Raw genomic sequence first — 15,420 nt, 5'->3', positions numbered from 1 at the left:
CCCTAACCCATCTCGTTCGGCCCACCCCAGTGGAACAGCGCCATCGCGACGCTCGTCGCCAGGTTGTAGCTGGAGACCTGCGGCCGCATCGGCAGGGACACCAGGTGGTCGGCCCGGGCGCGCAGCTCGGGCGAGATCCCGTGGCGTTCCGAGCCGAAGACGAGCAGAGCGTCGTCGGGGAGGGTGAGGGCACGGATGTCCTCACCCTCCGGGTCGAGCGCGTACAGCGGCCCGGGCGGCAGCTCGTCCAGTTCCAGCCGCTCCACCGTGGTCGCGTAGTGCAGCCCGGCCCCGGCCCGGACCACGTTCGGGTGCCAGGGGTCGAGGTCGCCCCGGGTCACGACCCCGGTGGCACCGAAGCCGGCGGCGAGCCGCACGACGGCGCCGACGTTGCCGAGGTTGCGGGGGTTGTCGAGCACGACGACCGGCGCCTTCCGCGGCATCCGGCCCAGCCGCGCGATCCCCTGCGCCCGATCGGGCCGCACGGCGAGCGCGGCGACCCCGGTGGGGTGCACGCGCCCCAGCAGCTCCTTGAGCTGCGCCGGCCGTACCAGCCGGGCCACCTCCCCCTCGACGTCCGGAGCCAGCTCACGGGCGAGCCCCCGTACGTCATCGGGCGCATCGGCGACGACCATCCGCACGTCGGCCCCGAAGCGCAGGGCGTGCTTCAGGGCATGAAACCCGTCGAGCACCACGAGATCCCCGCCCCCGACGGCCCCCTGCCACTCCCGCACGATCTCCTCGGGGCTCTGCTGCTCACTCATGCCCTGACCCTACGGTCCAGCCCCGTTCCGACCGCTGCGCGGGGCCTCTCCCCGACCCGCCCTTCCACCGTTCCCCGGGCTCTGCCCGGACCCGCGCCTCAAACGCCGGCGAGGCTGGGGGGGTGCCGGGGGCCCAAGGTTGCGCTGCGCGCACTTTCCGACTGACGCCGGCCAAATCAAGCCTCGCCGGCGTTTGAGGCGCGGGGTCTGGGGCGGAGCCCCGGGTCTTTCAGCCCGTCCGGCGTTTGAGGACTGGGGGTCCCCCCAGACGGAGTCTGGGGGAGGGTCTGGGGCGGAGCCCCTGGGGGCACCTCCCAGCGGTAGCTGGGGGAGGAACGGAGGAAGGGCGGGTCGGGGACAGGCTCCCGCAGGGCCCGCCTCAGCGGCCGGCCGGGCTCGGGGCCAGCTCCGCAGGAGCAAGGGCCGGCTCCGGCACGGCCCGCCGCCGCCACCCGAACCGCGCCGCGGCCACCCGCACCCCCACCCACACCAAAAACCCCGTCGGCAGAAACACCGCATCGGCGGCGATCATCGCCAAAGAGAAAAACGGCAACCCCAGCAGCACCGCGATCCCCGCGTGCTCCAGCACCATCACCCCGAGCAGCACGTTCTTGATCCGCCGGTTGAACAGCGTGAACGGAAAGGCGACCTGCACCGCCACCGTCCCGTACGTCAGCAGCATCACCACCGTCCCGCTGCCCGCCAGCATCCCCGACAGCCCCGGCCACGGTGTGAAGTAGTCCAGCCCCAGCGGGTAGTACAGGGCCGTCCCGTCCTGCCACCGCGAGCCCTGGATCTTGTACCAGCCCGCCGTCGCGTAGATCAGGCAGACCTCCGCCATGATCACCAGCATTCCCGCGTTGTGCAGCAGGTTGGCCAGGACGTCCAGGACGGCCCGCCCCTCCCCCTCCGGCTCGTGGCGCTCCACCAGCCACCACAGCCCGCACATCACCCACACCGCCGCGAACGCCGCCAGCCAGCCCGCGCTGAACCGCCCGGTCGCCGCCCCGTACGCGTACACCGCCCCCAGCACGCCCCACAGCACCGGCCCGGCCGCCCCGGCCGTCGTCGAGCCGCGCGTACGGGCCCTGCGCGCGTCCAGCGACCACACCTGCGCGCACCGCGTCAGCACCAGGTAGATCGCCATCAGGTGGATGACGTTGTCCCCGCCGTCGCCCATGAAGACGCTGCGGTTCTGCAGGGACAGCACCCCGACCATGAACACCACCGACATGGCCCTGGTCCGCCAGCCCAGCAGCAGCCCGACGCTCGCCAGCACGGCGACCGCGTAGACGATCTCGAACCACACCGCCGAGTCGGACCACATCAGCACGCTGAAGGCCCCGTTGGAGACCGTCAGCCGCTCGGCGAGCTCCCAGCTCCACGGCCCGTCGGGCCCGTACAGCTCGGCGCGGTTCGGGAACTCCCGCAGCAGGAAGAAGAGCCACGTACCGGCGAAACCGATGCGCACCACGGCGCTCTGGTACGGGCCCAGCGCCCGCCCCGTGACCTGTCCCAGCCCCCTCGCCAGACCGGCTCTCACACGGTCCACCACGGCAGCTCCCGGTAGTACGTCTGGGTGTCGGTGGTCTCGTCGCTCCACTTCGGCGCGGCCACCGCCGTCGTCGCCGAGCGCAGCTGCACCCTCAAGAGCCGGCGGCCCTCGCCGCCCGAGCGGTCCGGGGTCAGCCGGTCCACCGCGATCCGCCGCAGGTACTCCTCGGACAGCTCGCCGCGCTCCCCGGTCGGCTTGTTCTCCTCGTCGTGGGAGCCCGTGAAGAAGTCCCAGGCCCTGCGGAGCTCGTTCTGCTCGGTGTGGCTCGGCAGCAGGCTGTGCCGGATGGCCGCGCCGTCCTCGGCGCTCAGGTCGCGCCAGTCGGTCGTGACCAGCTCGCCGCCGGCGGTGCGCACCTGGGCGCGCACCTCCACGGCGATGTTCTGCTGGAGCGGGTTCGGCGCGAAGAGCTTCCAGTTCTGTTCGAACTCGGGATAGATCCAGTCGTCGACCGTCTCCGCGTGCTGCTTGCTCACCGTGTTGGACGGGGCGACGTGCAGGAAGACCAGCGCCAGGTGCGCGCAGGCGGCCACGCCCACGGCCCCCAGGGCGAGGGCGGTGACGACCCGGTACGGGGTGGACAGACCGGCGATCCCGGGCGCCCGCGGGGGCGGCTCGGGGGCCCCTCCGGCGCTCTCGTGCTCGTACGAATCCATCCCGCCCCGATCGTCCGGCGTCCACAGGGTTGACCACAGAGGTTGACACCCTACGGGCCGCCGTCTCACCATTGAAGAGCATGAACCGAACGATCGGTCGGTCGGTCGGCAGCAGACTCTTCATCGAGGGGCCGGGATGGTGGCAGTGACCCCGGAGACAGATCCGGACATGAGCGCACAGCTCGCAGCGGCGTTCGACGCGGCCGTGGCGGCGGAGGAGCGCGTGGAACCGCGCGACTGGATGCCGGAGGCGTACCGGGCGACGCTGGTCCGCCAGATGGCCCAGCACGCCCACTCCGAGATCATCGGCATGCAGCCGGAGGCGAACTGGATCACCCGCGCCCCCTCGCTGCGCCGCAAGGCCATCCTGATGGCCAAGGTCCAGGACGAAGCGGGCCACGGGCTGTACCTCTACAGCGCGGCCGAGACCCTCGGCACCAGCCGCGACGAGCTGCTCGACATGCTCCACGCGGGCAAGCAGAAGTACTCCTCGATCTTCAACTACCCCACCCTGACCTGGGCGGACGTCGGCGCGATCGGCTGGCTCGTGGACGGCGCGGCGATCACCAACCAGGTGCCGATCTGCCGCTGCTCCTACGGGCCCTACGCCCGCGCCATGGTCCGGATCTGCAAGGAGGAGTCCTTCCACCAGCGCCAGGGCTTCGAGCTCCTCATGGCCCTCTCCAAGGGCACCGAGGAACAGCACGCGATGGCGCAGGACGCGGTGGACCGCTGGTGGTGGCCCTCCCTGATGATGTTCGGCCCCCCGGACGACGAGTCCTCGCACTCGGCGCAGTCGATGGCCTGGCGGATCAAGCGGCACTCCAACGACGAGCTGCGCCAGCGGTTCGTGGACATCGCCGTCCCGCAGGCCGAGGCCCTGGGCCTGACCCTGCCCGACCCGGACCTCAAGTGGAACGAGGAGCGTGGCCACCACGACTTCGGCGCCATCGACTGGGCCGAGTTCTGGGACGTCCTCAAGGGCAACGGCCCGTGCAACGAGCAGCGGCTCAGCCAGCGGCGCACGGCCCACGAGGAAGGCGCCTGGGTGCGCGACGCGGCCGCGGCGTACGCGGAGAAGCAAGCGGCGAACGCCGCCGCAGGGAACGCAGAGAACGCAGAGAACGACGTGGAGGCACGGGTATGACGCAGAACTGGCCCCTGTGGGAGGTGTTCGTGCGCTCGCGGCGAGGCCTCTCGCACACGCACGCGGGAAGCCTGCACGCCCCCGACGCGGAAATGGCCCTGCGCAACGCCCGCGACCTGTACACCCGGCGCGGCGAGGGCATCTCCATCTGGGTCGTGCCCTCCACGGAGATCACGGCCTCCTCGCCGGACGAGCGCGACCCCTTCTTCGCCCCGTCCGCCGACAAGCCGTACCGCCACCCCACCTTCTACGACATCCCGGAGGGGGTGAGCCACCTGTGACCGGCACCGACGCCCACACCGACGCCCACACCGTCAGCATCTCGGCCGCCCTCCCCCTCGGCGACGACGCGCTGATCCTGTCCCACCGCCTCGGCGAATGGGCTGGGCACGCCCCCGTCCTGGAGGAGGAGGTCGCCCTCGCGAACATCGCCCTCGACCTGCTCGGCCAGGCCCGCATCCTGCTGTCCATGGCGGGCGACGAGGACGAGCTGGCGTTCCTGCGCGAGGAGCGCTCCTTCCGCAACCTCCAGCTGGTCGAGCAGCCCAACGGCGACTTCGCCCACACCATCGCCCGCCAGCTCTTCTTCTCCTTCTACCAGCACGAGCTGTACGGCGACCTGGCGCGCGGCGACGGCCCGTTCGCACCCCTGGCGGCCAAGGCCGTCAAGGAGACCGCGTACCACCGCGACCACGCCGAGCAGTGGACCCTGCGCCTCGGCGACGGCACGCAGGAGAGCCGCTCCCGCATGCTGGCCGCGCTGGCCGCGCTGTGGAAGTTCACCGGGGAGATGTTCCAGCCGGTGGCCGGGCTCGACGACGTCGACTGGGCCGCCCTGGAACAGCGCTGGCTGGCCGCGGTGGGCGGCGTACTCGAGCGGGCCGGGCTCGCCCTGCCCGAAGGGCCCCGCGCCGGGGCCTGGGCCGCCGGCGCCGGCCGCCAGGGCCTGCACACCGAGTCCTTCGGCCGGATGCTCGCCGAGATGCAGCACCTGCACCGCAGCCACCCGGGGGCGTCATGGTGACCACCGCCGCCGGAACGACCCGGCTGGAGGCGGAGCTGGCCGAGCTGGCCGGATCCGTGCCCGACCCCGAACTGCCCGTGCTCACCCTCGGGGAGCTCGGCGTGGTGCGCGGGGTGCGGATGCACGAGGACGGCCACGCCGAGGTCACCCTCACCCCCACCTACACCGGCTGCCCGGCCATCGAGGCCATGTCCGCCGACATCGAGCGGGCCCTGACCGGCCACGGCATACCCGAGGTGCGGGTCACCACGGTGCTGTCCCCCGCCTGGTCCACGGACGACATCAGCGCCGAGGGCCGCCGCAAGCTCGCCGAGTTCGGCATCGCCCCGCCCCGGCCGCACGCCGCCGGCGGGCCGGTCCCGCTCACCCTGTCCGTCCGCTGCCCGAACTGCGGATCGACCGACACCGAACTGCTCAGCCGGTTCTCCTCCACCGCGTGCAAGGCGCTGCGCCGCTGCGTCGCCTGCCGCGAACCGTTCGACCACTTCAAGGAGCTCTAGATGGCCGCCCCCCGCCACGGCGCGTTCCACCCGCTGACGGTGGCGGCAGTCGACCGGCTCACCGACGACTCGGTGGCCCTGACCCTGCGGGTCCCCGAGGAACTGCGCGAGGACTACCGGCATGCCCCCGGCCAGCACCTGACCCTGCGCCGCACCGCCCCCGAGGGAGCAGCGGAGATCCGGCGCACCTACTCGATCTGCTCCCCCGCCCCGATGCCGCAGGGCCCGGGCCCGGAGCTGCTGCGGGTCGGGGTGCGGCTGGTGGAGGGCGGCGAGTTCTCCACGTTCGCCCACAAGGAGATCCTCGCCGGGGACGTGCTGGACGTCATGGTCCCGGCCGGGCGCTTCGTGCTGGAGGCGGCCGCCGCCCCGGCCGCGGGGCGCTACGCGGCGATCGTCGGCGGCAGCGGCATCACCCCGGTGCTGTCGATCGCGGCGACCCTCCTCGCCGCCCGGCCCGACGCCCGCTTCTGCCTGGTCCGCAGCGACCGCACGGCGGCATCGACGATGTTCCTGGAGGAGGTCGCCGACCTCAAGGACCGCTACCCGGCCCGCTTCCAGCTGGTGACGGTCCTCTCCCGCGAGGAGCAGGAGGCCGGGCTGCCTTCCGGCCGGCTGGACGAGGAGCGCCTGACGGGCCTGCTGCCCGCGCTGCTGCCGGTGGCGGAGGTGGACGGCTGGTTCCTGTGCGGCCCCTACGGGCTGGTGCAGGGCGCGGAGCGGGCCCTCGCCGCGCTGGGGGTCGTCCGGACCCGGGTGCACGAGGAGATCTTCCACGTCGAGGACACCGCCGCCCCCGTCCGCAAGGCGGCTTCGACGGCCGCCTCCCACGTGCGGGTCACCGCCCGCCTCGACGGCCGCTCCGGCACCTGGCCGGTCCAGGACGGCGAGTCCCTGCTGGACGCGGTGCTCCGCAACCGCGCGGACGCCCCGTACGCCTGCAAGGGCGGGGTCTGCGGCACCTGCCGGGCGTTCGTGGTGTCGGGCGAGGTCACGATGGAGCGGAACTTCGCGCTGGAGTCCGAGGAGACGGAGGCCGGTTTCGTGCTGGCCTGCCAGTCGCACGCCGTGACGGAGGAAGTGGAGATCGACTTCGACCGCTGAGCGGGCAGCCTGTCCTTTTTCAAGAACGTGTTCTATCTTGACGCACCGTCAGACCAGAACGGGAGGACAGGCAGTGGACTTCACCTTCACCGAGGAGCAGCAGGCGGCCGTCGAAGCGGCGAAGGCCGTGTTCGCGGACGTCGCGGCCGACGGCGTGCCCAGCCCCGCGCTCACCCCCGGGGCCGTCGCCGACGACTTCGACCGGCCGCTGTGGGCCAAGCTGGCCGCATCCGACCTGCTGAGCCTGGTACTCGCCGAGGAACACGGCGGCGCCGGCCTGGACACCATCGCCCTGTGCCTGGTGCTGCGCGAGGCCGCGAAGGTACTGGCCCGGGTGCCACTGCTGGAGCACTGCGCCACCGCCATGGCCGTCCAGGCCCACGGCAGCCCCGAACTGGCCGCCGCCCTGCTGCCCGGCGCCGGGCGCGGCACCATCGTCCTGACCGCCGCCGCGCACGGCCGCTCCGGCCACGACCCGGCCGAACTCTCGGTCACCGCCCGCCGGGACGGTACCGAGTGGATCCTGGACGGCACCCAGACCGCCGTGCCCTGGGCGCAGAGCGCCGACTGGATCGCCGTACCGGCCCACACCGGGGAAGGCGAAGCCGTCCTCGCGTTCGTCGCGCGCACCGCCTGCGGCCTCACGCTCGCCGACCAGGTCTCCACCAGCGGGGAGCGGCTCGCCGAACTCTCCCTGGACGGCGTACGGGTGGCCACGACCCACCTCATCGACACCCCGGACGCCTGGGAGCGGCTGCGCCAGCTCCTCGCCACCGGAACCTGCGCCCTGGCCCTGGGCCTTGGCGAAGGCGTCCTGTCGATGACCAGCCAATACACCAGCAAGCGCGAGCAGTTCGGCTTCCCGGTGGCCACCTTCCAGGCCGTCGCCGTCCAGGCCGCGGACCGCTACATCGACCTGCGCGCCATGGAGGTCACCCTCTGGCAGGCCGCGTGGCGGCTCGACGCGGCGACCGCGGGCGCGGGCGGCCCGCTGCCGAGCTCCGGTGACGTCGCGGTCGCCAAGATCTGGGCCTCGGAGGGCGTACGCAGGGTCGTACAGACCGCCCAGCACCTCCACGGCGGCTTCGGCGCCGACACCGACTACCCGCTGCACCGCTACCACGCCTGGGCCAAGCAGCTGGAACTCCAGCTCGGCCCGGCCGCGGCGCACGAGGAGGCCCTGGGCGACCTCCTGGCCGCCCATCCCCTCGCCTGACGGGCTACAGCACGAAGGCCGGGTTCCCGCTCTCCGTCACCATCGGGCGCCCGGCACGCTCCCAGGCCTGCATCCCGCCGTCGATGTTCACGGCGTCGATCTCCTGGCGCACCAGGTACTGGGTGACCTGCGCGGAACGCCCGCCCACCCGGCACATCACGTGCACCCGGCGGCCGTCCTCGACGGCCTCCGTCAGCTCGCCGAAGCGGGCCACGAAGTCGCTCATCGGGATGTGCAGCGCACCCTCGACATGCCCAGCCGCCCATTCGTCGTCCTCACGGACGTCCAGGACAAAGCCTTCGGAGGGCACCGCGGCGGCGTCCACCGAGGGAAGCGGTCCGAAGTTCATACGTCGCCTTCTCTCATCACAGATCCGACCCCCAACCTATCGCCCACCCGGCCAGAATCCAGCCCCGCCAAAATCCAGCCCCGCCGGCGTTTGAGTCGTGGGGTCCGGGGCGGAGCCCCGAAAGCCGGGCGTAGCCCGGGCCGCACCGCGCAACGGCGCCGCACCCGGCCACCGGCCCGGCCCACCCTCACTCGGCGGCGAGCGCCACGGCCAGTTCCGCTTCCCGCTCGGAGACCTGCGCGAGCAGCTGCTCCGCGATCTCCTCCAGCAGCCGGTCCGGGTCGTCCGGGGCCATCCTCAGCATGGACCCGATCGCACTCTCTTCCAGCTCCCTGGCCACGACCGCCAGCAGCTCCTTGCGCTGCGAGAGCCACTCCAGCCGCGCGTACAGCTCCTCGCTCTCGCTGGGCGCCGCCGGCGCCACCGCGGGCCCGGCCGCCCACTCCTCGGCCAGCTCGCGCAGCAGCTTCTCCTCGCCCCGCCCGTACGCCGCGTTGACCCGCACGATGAACGCGTCACGCCGCTCCCGCTCGGCCTCGTCCTGCGCGAGGTCCGGATGCGCCTGGCGGACCAGCTCGCGGTAGAGCCGTCGCACCTCCTCCGACGGCCGCACCCGCTCCGGCGGCCGCACCGCCTGGTCGGTGAGCATCGCGCCCGCGTCGTCGGAGATCCCGTCCGAACCCATCCAGTCGTGGAACAGCTCGTCCACCCCGGGCATCGGCATGACCAGCGAACGCGCGTCCCGCGCCCGCCGCAGATCCTCGGGATCCCCGGTACGGGCCGCCTTCGCCTCGGCGATCAGCGCGTCCAGCTCGTCGAGCCGCGTGTACATCGGGCCGAGCTTCTGGTGGTGCAGGCGGGAGAAGTTCTCCACCTCCACCCGGAAGGTCTCCACCGCGATCTCGAACTCGATCAGCGCCTGCTCGGCGGCCCGAACGGCACGCTCCAGCCGCGCCTCGGGCCGCTCGTCGGCGGTCTCGTCAGTCTGCTGCTCGCTCACCGGGCCAGCCTACGGCCCACCGCCGCGGGCAATGTTTCTCCCCAGCTACCGCTGGGAGGTGCCCCCAGTGAAACACCGCCCAACCCCACCCAGCCGCCGCAAACCACCCGGCCCGCCGCGAGGCGCGCGGCAAGGCGGCCACCGGAGACCGGAACCCGCCACGCACCACGACGGCACAGACCCGCACAGGTCGCCCACACAGGCCGCCCGCACAGCCGACCCACCCCACGCAGCCCGACCGCCCGGCCCGACCGCCCGGCCCGCCGCGAGGCTCGAGCCGCGAGGCGACCCGTCAGACGCCCATCTCCGCCGCGATCCGCCCGCACCGCACCGCCGCCACCAGATCCGCGTGGTCGGCCTCCGTACGGTCCGCGTAGGCCACCGCGAAGGCGGCCATCGCCACGTCCAGCTCGTCGCTCTTGCCGCAGTACCCGGCCAGCAGCCGCGGATCGGCGCTGTGCGCGTGCGCCCGGGCCAGCAGGGCCCCGGTCATCCGGCCGTAGTCGTCGATCTGGTCGACGGCCAGCGCCGCCGGATCCACGCTCCCCTTGCGGTTGCGGAACTGCCGCACCTGGAACGGCCGGCCGTCCACCGTGGTCCAGCCCAGCATGATGTCCGACACCACCTGCATCCGCTTCTGCCCGGCCACCACCCGACGCCCCTCGTGCTCCACCGGCGCCGTCTCGAAGCCGGCCGGCAGGTGCGGCAGCAGCACCGAGGGCCGCGCCTCCTTCACCTGGAGCACCAGCGGCTCGCCCCGGTGGTCCAGCAGCAGCACCACGTACGAGCGGGTACCCACGCTCCCGGTCCCCACCACCCGGAAGGCCACGTCGTGGATCGCGTACCGGGCCAGCAGCGGCACCCGGTCCCCCTGGAGGGTCTGCAGGTACGGGCCCAGCGAGGCCGCCACGGCCGCCGCCTCCCCGTCCCCGACCCGCCGCAACACCGGCAGCGCGTCGACGAACCGGCGCCCGCCGTCCGGCGCGGCCACGGTCGACCTCGCCGCGAACCGGGCCGAGGTGTTGTTCCGGGCCTTCTGCGAGACCCGCTCCAGCGTGCCCAGCAGATCACGGGCATCGGTGTGCGAGACCAGCTCCTCGTCCGCGATGGCGTTCCACGCGTCCATCGCCGGCAGCCTGGCCAGCAGCCGCATCGTCCGCCGGTACGCGCCCACCGCGTCCAGCGCGGCCGCCCGGCAGGTGTCCTCGTCCGCACCGGCCACCCGACCGGCCAGCACCAGCGAGGTCGCCAGCCGCTTCACGTCCCACTCCCACGGACCGAACACCGTCTCGTCGAAGTCGTTCAGGTCGATGACGAGCCGCCCGCGCACGTCCCCGTACAGCCCGAAGTTCGCCGCGTGCGCGTCCCCGCACAGCTGCGCGCCGATACCGGTCACCGCACCGCCGGACAGGTCGTGCGCCATCAGCCCCGCCGCCCCCCGCAGGAACGCGAAGGGGGTCGCGGCCATCCGGCCCACCCGTATCGGTGCCAGCTCCGCGACCCGACCCGCGTTGGACTCCTCCACCGCCCGCACGGCGTCCGGCCGCCCGGCCGGCGCCACGAAGGCGGCGTGCGCCGCCCGCGGCACCCGGCCGCGCAGCGCCCGGCCCTCACCCTTGGGCGAGCCCGCCGCCACCCTCGGTGCGAAGCCCGCCACCACCGGTATCCGCTGCCCCGCAACCGCCGCCATCCGCGCCGCCCCCACCCGTCACCCGTACATTGATCGCCTTCAGAGGGGCTGACCGTATCTACAGCCCGGCATCCCTGGCCAGCAGTGCCGCCTGCACCCGGTTCTCGCAGCCCAGCTTCGCCAGGATCCGGCTCACGTACGTCTTCACGGTCGCCTCGCTCATGTGCAGCCGCCGGCCCGCGTCCGCGTTCGACAGGCCCTCCCCCAGCAGCGCCAGCACCCCGCGCTCCCGTTCGCTCAGCTCCGCCACCTGACGCCGGGCCTCCTCGCCGCGCACGGCCGCCTTCCCGGACGCAAGCTGGTCCACCACGTGCCGGGTCGCCGCCGGCGAAAGGTACGCGTCCCCCGCCGCGGCCGCCCGCACCGCGCCGATCAGCTCGCCCGGCGCCGAGTCCTTCAGCAGGAACCCCGCGCCGCCCTGGCCCAGCGCCCGCAGCACGTTCTCCTTCTCCCCGAAGGTGGTCAGGATCAGCGCACGCACCTGCGGCACGGCCCGCCCCAACTCCCCCAGCGCCGTCAGCCCGTCCATCACCGGCATCTGGATGTCCAGCAGCACCACGTCCGGCGCGTGCGAACGGGCCAGCTCCACCGCCTCCCGGCCGTTCGCCGCCTCCGCGACGACCTCGATGTCCGGAGCCGAGGTCAGGATCATCCTGATCCCGGCCCGGATCAGCGGCTCGTCGTCGGCGATCACCACTCTGATCACTTCGGCTGTCACCCGCGCTCCTACTGCTTGACCTCGTAGACCTGCTTGTCCACGAGCTTGCCGTCCTTGAAGCAGAACCGGAAAACGGTGTCGGTGGTCAACTCCTCCTGCGGCTCCGCCGACAGCAGCACCAGACAGCTCGCACCCTCCGGCCGCAGCGGCCCCTTCCGGTCCATCCCCTGCGTGATCAGGTTGCCCCCCTCGGGCAGCCGGCCCCGCACGGCCTGCTCGGACTCACCCACCAGCACCGCGTCGAACTCGGCCCGGTCGATCATCGAGTCGTTCACCGACCCCACCACGAACGCCACCCCGACGCCCACCACGATCACCAGCAGCACCAGCGCCGCGACGGCGATCCCACAGCCCATGGCCACACCCCCGGAGCGACTGCGCACCCGCACGGCCAACTCCCGGTCCACCGCGTCCCAGTCCATCGGCGGCACGCTCCCGGGCCCCTTCGAACCCCTCGGGCCCTTCCCGCCCCACAGCCCCCGCGCCTGAGCCTGCTGCCCGAAGTCGTCGGCCACCTCCACGACACCGGCCGGCTCCGCCCCGTAAGGCAGCACCCCGGCCACCCGGAACCCGCCGCCCTCGGTCGCACCCGCGTGCACCATCCCGCCGACCAGCCGCGCCCGTTCGCGCAGCCCCGTCAGCCCCTGGCCGCCCGACACCACCTCACCGGCCCCCGGCCCGGCCGCCGGCCCGTTGGCGATCTCCACCACCAGCGAATCGTCCTCGTACCGCAAATCCACCGTGATCGGCGCACCCGGAGCGTGCTTGTACGCGTTGGTCAGCGCCTCCTGCACGATCCGGTACGCCGCGTGGTCGCAGGCCGCGACCAGTGGCCTCGGCTGCCCCGACCTGGTCAGCGTCACGTCGGTACCCGCGCCCCGGGCCGCCTCCACGACCCCCGCGATCCCGGCCACCCCGCGCGCCGCCGGCTGGGCCGCCTCCTCCACGGGAAGCGGCGCCTCCACCCCGTCCCGCAGGATCCCGACGACCTCGCGCAGCTCGTGCATCGCCGCCACCGAGGCCTGCCGCAGCACCCCCACCGCCTCGCGCTGGCGGTCGGTCAGCTTCGGATCCACCTCCAGCGCACCCGTGTGCACGGAGATCAGCGCCAGCTGGTGACCCAGGCTGTCGTGCATGTCCTGCGCGATCCGCTGCCGCTCCCGCAGCCGCGCCTGCCCGGCGACCATGGCGCGCTCGCGCAGCAGTTGCCCGTTGCGCTCCTGCAGCGCGCGCAGCAAGGTCCGGCGCTGGGACCAGTACCGGCTCGCCAACCCCGGCATCAGCGTGATCACCAGGAACATCAGCGTGGAGAACACGAGCACCAGCAACGGCCGCATCTGCGACCACTGGTCCCACACGCTCAGGCCCACCGCCATGACGAACGCCAGCGTGAACGCGATCAGCGCACGGCTCACCCCGACGATCCGGCGCCCGGCCGACCAGCCCAGCACCACCGTGATCAGGAACGCCCCGGGCAACAGGGCCCCCAGCGCCGAGCCCACCACGAGCGTGGTCCCCGGCAACCGCCGGCGCAGCAGCGTCAGCACCACCACGACCACCACGGCCGCCGCCATCCGCAGCCCGGACCCCCTGTCGAGCTCCTCGATCCCCAGGCCGAGCACACCCGTCACGGCGGCAATGGCCGCGTCCCCCGCCAGCATCCGCCGCGTCCAGGGCTCGGGCCCCTTCAACCAGTCCCAGCCCGCCCGCGCGTTCGCCATCACATCCACGGCCCCGACCCTAGACACCCGCACCCCCGCCCGGCTGCCCTCTTTCGTCGCGCCCCGCTCGACGAAAGTCGAACGCCCCCGGACCGGAACCGAGCTCTGGGATCCACGTCACACCTGCCGCCGCTCCCACCGGACCGGGGACACACCATGAAGACGACAAGACGAACAAGACGAACAAGACGACAAAGCGAAACGGCCGCCACCGCTTTCGCGATGACGACCGTTTCGTCGATGTGGGCGAGGGGGGATTTGAACCCCCACGTCCCGAAGGACACTGGCACCTGAAGCCAGCGCGTCTGCCGTTCCGCCACTCGCCCGAGCAGCACCCCAGTGGATCTTCCCTTTCGGGCCTTTCCCCTGGCGACGTCGAAACATTAGCACGGAGGACGGGGTGGATTCACATCGCTTTTCCCCCACCCCCACAGCCCGTCGTGGACTGCCCCTCCCGCACTCCGCTCCCGGTGCGGGACACTGTCCTCGGGCCGCCCCTACGATCCCCTGTGAGGACCAACACTCGTCCTCACGGGACCCAAGGGGAACCAGCCGAATCCGCCACGCGTGGATACGATCAGTAAGCAGTACAGGGCGACAACGACGGAGGAGGTGCCCCATGGGAGTCCTGAAGCGGTTCGAGCAGCGACTCGAAGGTCTGGTGAACGGCACCTTCGCCAAGGTCTTCAAGTCCGAGGTCCAGCCGGTGGAGATCGCCGGCGCCCTCCAGCGGGAGTGCGACAACAACGCCACCATCTGGAACCGCGAGCGGACCGTCGTCCCCAACGACTTCATCGTCGAACTCAGCACCGGCGACTACGACCGCCTGAGCCCCTACTCCGGGCAGCTCGGCGACGAGCTCGCGGGCCTGGTCCGCGACTACGCCAAGCAGCAGCGCTACAGCTTCATGGGCCCCATCAAGGTCCACCTGGAGAAGGCCGACGACCTCGACACCGGCCTCTACCGGGTCCGCAGCCGCACCCTCGCCTCCAGCACCTCCCAGGCACAGCCGCCCGCGGCCCCCCAGGGCCAGCAGGGCGGCTACGGCTACCCGCCGGCCGCCGCCCCGCCGATGCCCGCAGGACCGCCCCCCGGCGCCCCGCGCCGGCCGGCCACCGGCGGACCGGCCCCCGTACCCACCGGAGGCGCCCCACGGCGCCACTGGATCGAGATCAACGGCACCCGCCACCAGATCTCGCGCCCCACGCTCGTACTCGGCCGAAGCACCGAAGCCGACGTGCGGATCGACGACCCCGGCGTATCCCGCCGGCACTGTGAGATCCGGACCGGAACGCCCTCGACGATCCAGGATCTCGGGTCCACCAACGGCATCGTGGTGGACGGGCAGCACACCACCCGCGCTACGCTCCGCGACGGCTCGCGGATCGTCGTGGGCAGCACCACCATCATTTACCGGCAAGCCGAAGGGTGAAGCGGGGGCAATGTCAGAGCTGACCCTGACGGTCATGCGGTTGGGTTTCCTGGCCGTTCTGTGGCTGTTCGTCATCGTGGCCGTCCAGGTCATCCGCAGCGACCTCTTCGGAACGAGAGTGACGCAACGCGGCTCCCGCCGCGGCGGCGCCACCAGCGCGCCGCAGCAGGCCGGGCGGCAATCCGCGCCACCGCAGCAGCGCCAGCGCCGCGGTGCGCCCACCAAACTCGTAGTCTCCGAGGGCACCCTCACGGGCACCACCGTGGCCCTCGCCGGCCAGACGATCACGCTGGGCCGCGCCCACGACTCCACGATCGTGCTGGACGACGACTACGCGTCCAGCCGTCATGCCAGGATCTACCCCGACAGGGACGGCCAGTGGATCGTCGAGGATCTCGGGTCCACCAACGGCACATATCTCGACCGGACCCGGCTGACCACCCCGACGCCCATTCCGCCGGGCGCCCCGATCCGCATCGGCAAGACCGTCATCGAGCTGCGGAAGTAGTACGAGAATGAGCGAGCGGAGCGAGCACGCCGCGGC

16 protein-coding genes and 1 tRNA gene are annotated in these 15,420 nt (G+C 72.6%); 8 read left to right on the top strand and 9 right to left on the bottom strand.

Features of this window, described 5'->3' with window-relative positions; translation table 11 throughout:
• Nucleotides 1-2: 2 nt before the first annotated feature.
• The 3 genes from OG625_RS19570 to OG625_RS19560 all read right to left on the bottom strand — a co-directional run bounded on the left by OG625_RS19570 (nucleotide 3) and on the right by OG625_RS19560 (nucleotide 2,975).
• Nucleotides 3-764, bottom strand: a complete 762-nt coding sequence (locus tag OG625_RS19570; RefSeq protein WP_329382504.1) for a TrmH family RNA methyltransferase — start codon at nucleotides 762-764, stop codon at nucleotides 3-5.
• A 379-nt stretch (nucleotides 765-1,143) separates the two neighbouring features.
• On the bottom strand, nucleotides 1,144-2,316 hold the full coding sequence (locus tag OG625_RS19565) for an HTTM domain-containing protein (protein WP_443067739.1): 1,173 nt from the start codon (nucleotides 2,314-2,316) through the stop codon (nucleotides 1,144-1,146).
• A complete protein-coding gene (locus tag OG625_RS19560; RefSeq protein WP_329382501.1) occupies nucleotides 2,304-2,975 on the bottom strand; it encodes a DUF5819 family protein in 672 nt (223 codons plus the stop codon). Before OG625_RS19560 ends, OG625_RS19565 begins: the two co-directional genes overlap by 13 nt.
• Before the next feature lie 136 nt (nucleotides 2,976-3,111).
• On the opposite strand from OG625_RS19560, the gene paaA reads away from it, so the two are divergent.
• The 6 genes from paaA (at nucleotide 3,112) to OG625_RS19530 (ending at nucleotide 7,966) form a co-directional block, all read left to right on the top strand.
• Nucleotides 3,112-4,122 (top strand): 1,2-phenylacetyl-CoA epoxidase subunit PaaA, encoded by a 1,011-nt coding sequence (gene paaA / locus OG625_RS19555; protein WP_443067738.1) that lies wholly within the window; start codon nucleotides 3,112-3,114, stop codon nucleotides 4,120-4,122.
• A complete protein-coding gene (paaB, locus tag OG625_RS19550) occupies nucleotides 4,119-4,403 on the top strand; it encodes a 1,2-phenylacetyl-CoA epoxidase subunit PaaB (protein WP_030009045.1) in 285 nt (94 codons plus the stop codon). Before paaA ends, paaB begins: the two co-directional genes overlap by 4 nt.
• Nucleotides 4,400-5,146 carry a 1,2-phenylacetyl-CoA epoxidase subunit PaaC gene (paaC, locus tag OG625_RS19545; protein ID WP_329382495.1) on the top strand — a complete coding sequence of 249 codons (747 nt, stop codon included), beginning with the start codon at nucleotides 4,400-4,402 and terminating at the stop codon, nucleotides 5,144-5,146. The genes paaB and paaC overlap by 4 nt, the downstream gene beginning before the upstream one ends.
• Nucleotides 5,140-5,646 (top strand): 1,2-phenylacetyl-CoA epoxidase subunit PaaD, encoded by a 507-nt coding sequence (paaD, locus tag OG625_RS19540; protein ID WP_329382493.1) that lies wholly within the window; start codon nucleotides 5,140-5,142, stop codon nucleotides 5,644-5,646. The genes paaC and paaD overlap by 7 nt, the downstream gene beginning before the upstream one ends.
• On the top strand, nucleotides 5,647-6,750 hold the full coding sequence (locus OG625_RS19535) for a 2Fe-2S iron-sulfur cluster-binding protein (RefSeq protein WP_329382490.1): 1,104 nt from the start codon (nucleotides 5,647-5,649) through the stop codon (nucleotides 6,748-6,750).
• A gap of 73 nt (nucleotides 6,751-6,823) precedes the next feature.
• Nucleotides 6,824-7,966, top strand: a complete 1,143-nt coding sequence (locus OG625_RS19530; protein ID WP_329382488.1) for an acyl-CoA dehydrogenase family protein — start codon at nucleotides 6,824-6,826, stop codon at nucleotides 7,964-7,966.
• 4 nt (nucleotides 7,967-7,970) lie between these two features.
• On the opposite strand, the gene OG625_RS19525 is transcribed toward OG625_RS19530, so the two are convergent.
• The 6 genes from OG625_RS19525 to OG625_RS19500 all read right to left on the bottom strand — a co-directional run bounded on the left by OG625_RS19525 (nucleotide 7,971) and on the right by OG625_RS19500 (nucleotide 13,770).
• Complete coding sequence (locus tag OG625_RS19525; protein ID WP_329382483.1) at nucleotides 7,971-8,315, bottom strand: rhodanese-like domain-containing protein; 345 nt, start codon at nucleotides 8,313-8,315, stop codon at nucleotides 7,971-7,973.
• Nucleotides 8,316-8,502: 187 nt separating this feature from the next.
• A complete protein-coding gene (locus tag OG625_RS19520) occupies nucleotides 8,503-9,315 on the bottom strand; it encodes a J domain-containing protein (RefSeq protein ID WP_329382480.1) in 813 nt (270 codons plus the stop codon).
• Nucleotides 9,316-9,607: 292 nt separating this feature from the next.
• Nucleotides 9,608-11,005, bottom strand: coding sequence for a DUF2252 domain-containing protein (locus OG625_RS19515; protein WP_329382477.1), 1,398 nt, complete (start codon nucleotides 11,003-11,005; stop codon nucleotides 9,608-9,610).
• 58 nt (nucleotides 11,006-11,063) lie between these two features.
• Nucleotides 11,064-11,723: a response regulator transcription factor gene (locus tag OG625_RS19510; protein ID WP_329382474.1), complete on the bottom strand. Its 660-nt coding sequence runs from the start codon at nucleotides 11,721-11,723 to the stop codon at nucleotides 11,064-11,066.
• A gap of 8 nt (nucleotides 11,724-11,731) precedes the next feature.
• Complete coding sequence (locus OG625_RS19505) at nucleotides 11,732-13,444, bottom strand: sensor histidine kinase (RefSeq protein WP_329390782.1); 1,713 nt, start codon at nucleotides 13,442-13,444, stop codon at nucleotides 11,732-11,734.
• 243 nt (nucleotides 13,445-13,687) lie between these two features.
• Nucleotides 13,688-13,770, bottom strand: a tRNA-Leu gene (locus tag OG625_RS19500).
• Nucleotides 13,771-14,063: 293 nt separating this feature from the next.
• Between OG625_RS19500 and OG625_RS19495 the strand changes: the two genes are divergently transcribed.
• The gene (locus OG625_RS19495) at nucleotides 14,064-14,876 is read left to right on the top strand and encodes a DUF3662 and FHA domain-containing protein (RefSeq protein ID WP_329382470.1); all 813 of its coding nucleotides are present in this window, start codon (nucleotides 14,064-14,066) and stop codon (nucleotides 14,874-14,876) included.
• 10 nt (nucleotides 14,877-14,886) lie between these two features.
• The gene (locus OG625_RS19490; RefSeq protein ID WP_329382467.1) at nucleotides 14,887-15,384 is read left to right on the top strand and encodes an FHA domain-containing protein FhaB/FipA; all 498 of its coding nucleotides are present in this window, start codon (nucleotides 14,887-14,889) and stop codon (nucleotides 15,382-15,384) included.
• Nucleotides 15,385-15,420 lie beyond the last annotated feature (36 nt).

Source organism: Streptomyces sp. NBC_01351, assembly GCF_036237315.1.
Lineage (GTDB): Bacteria > Actinomycetota > Actinomycetes > Streptomycetales > Streptomycetaceae > Streptomyces.
This window is presented reverse-complemented; position numbering and strand designations above follow the sequence as displayed.

Bases quoted from the DNA above. Each gene is read 5' to 3' on its own strand.
- OG625_RS19535 (WP_329382490.1), top strand. From the start codon at position 5,647: ATGGCCGCCCCCCGCCACGGCGCGTTCCACCCGCTGACGGTGGCGGCA.
- OG625_RS19560 (WP_329382501.1), bottom strand. From the start codon at position 2,975: ATGGATTCGTACGAGCACGAGAGCGCCGGAGGGGCCCCCGAGCCGCCC.
- OG625_RS19515 (WP_329382477.1), bottom strand. From the start codon at position 11,005: ATGGCGGCGGTTGCGGGGCAGCGGATACCGGTGGTGGCGGGCTTCGCA.
- OG625_RS19490 (WP_329382467.1), top strand. From the start codon at position 14,887: ATGTCAGAGCTGACCCTGACGGTCATGCGGTTGGGTTTCCTGGCCGTT.
- OG625_RS19570 (WP_329382504.1), bottom strand. From the start codon at position 764: ATGAGTGAGCAGCAGAGCCCCGAGGAGATCGTGCGGGAGTGGCAGGGG.
- OG625_RS19525 (WP_329382483.1), bottom strand. From the start codon at position 8,315: ATGAACTTCGGACCGCTTCCCTCGGTGGACGCCGCCGCGGTGCCCTCC.
- OG625_RS19505 (WP_329390782.1), bottom strand. From the start codon at position 13,444: ATGGCGAACGCGCGGGCGGGCTGGGACTGGTTGAAGGGGCCCGAGCCC.
- paaD (WP_329382493.1), top strand. From the start codon at position 5,140: ATGGTGACCACCGCCGCCGGAACGACCCGGCTGGAGGCGGAGCTGGCC.
- OG625_RS19495 (WP_329382470.1), top strand. From the start codon at position 14,064: ATGGGAGTCCTGAAGCGGTTCGAGCAGCGACTCGAAGGTCTGGTGAAC.
- paaB (WP_030009045.1), top strand. From the start codon at position 4,119: ATGACGCAGAACTGGCCCCTGTGGGAGGTGTTCGTGCGCTCGCGGCGA.
- paaA (WP_443067738.1), top strand. From the start codon at position 3,112: ATGGTGGCAGTGACCCCGGAGACAGATCCGGACATGAGCGCACAGCTC.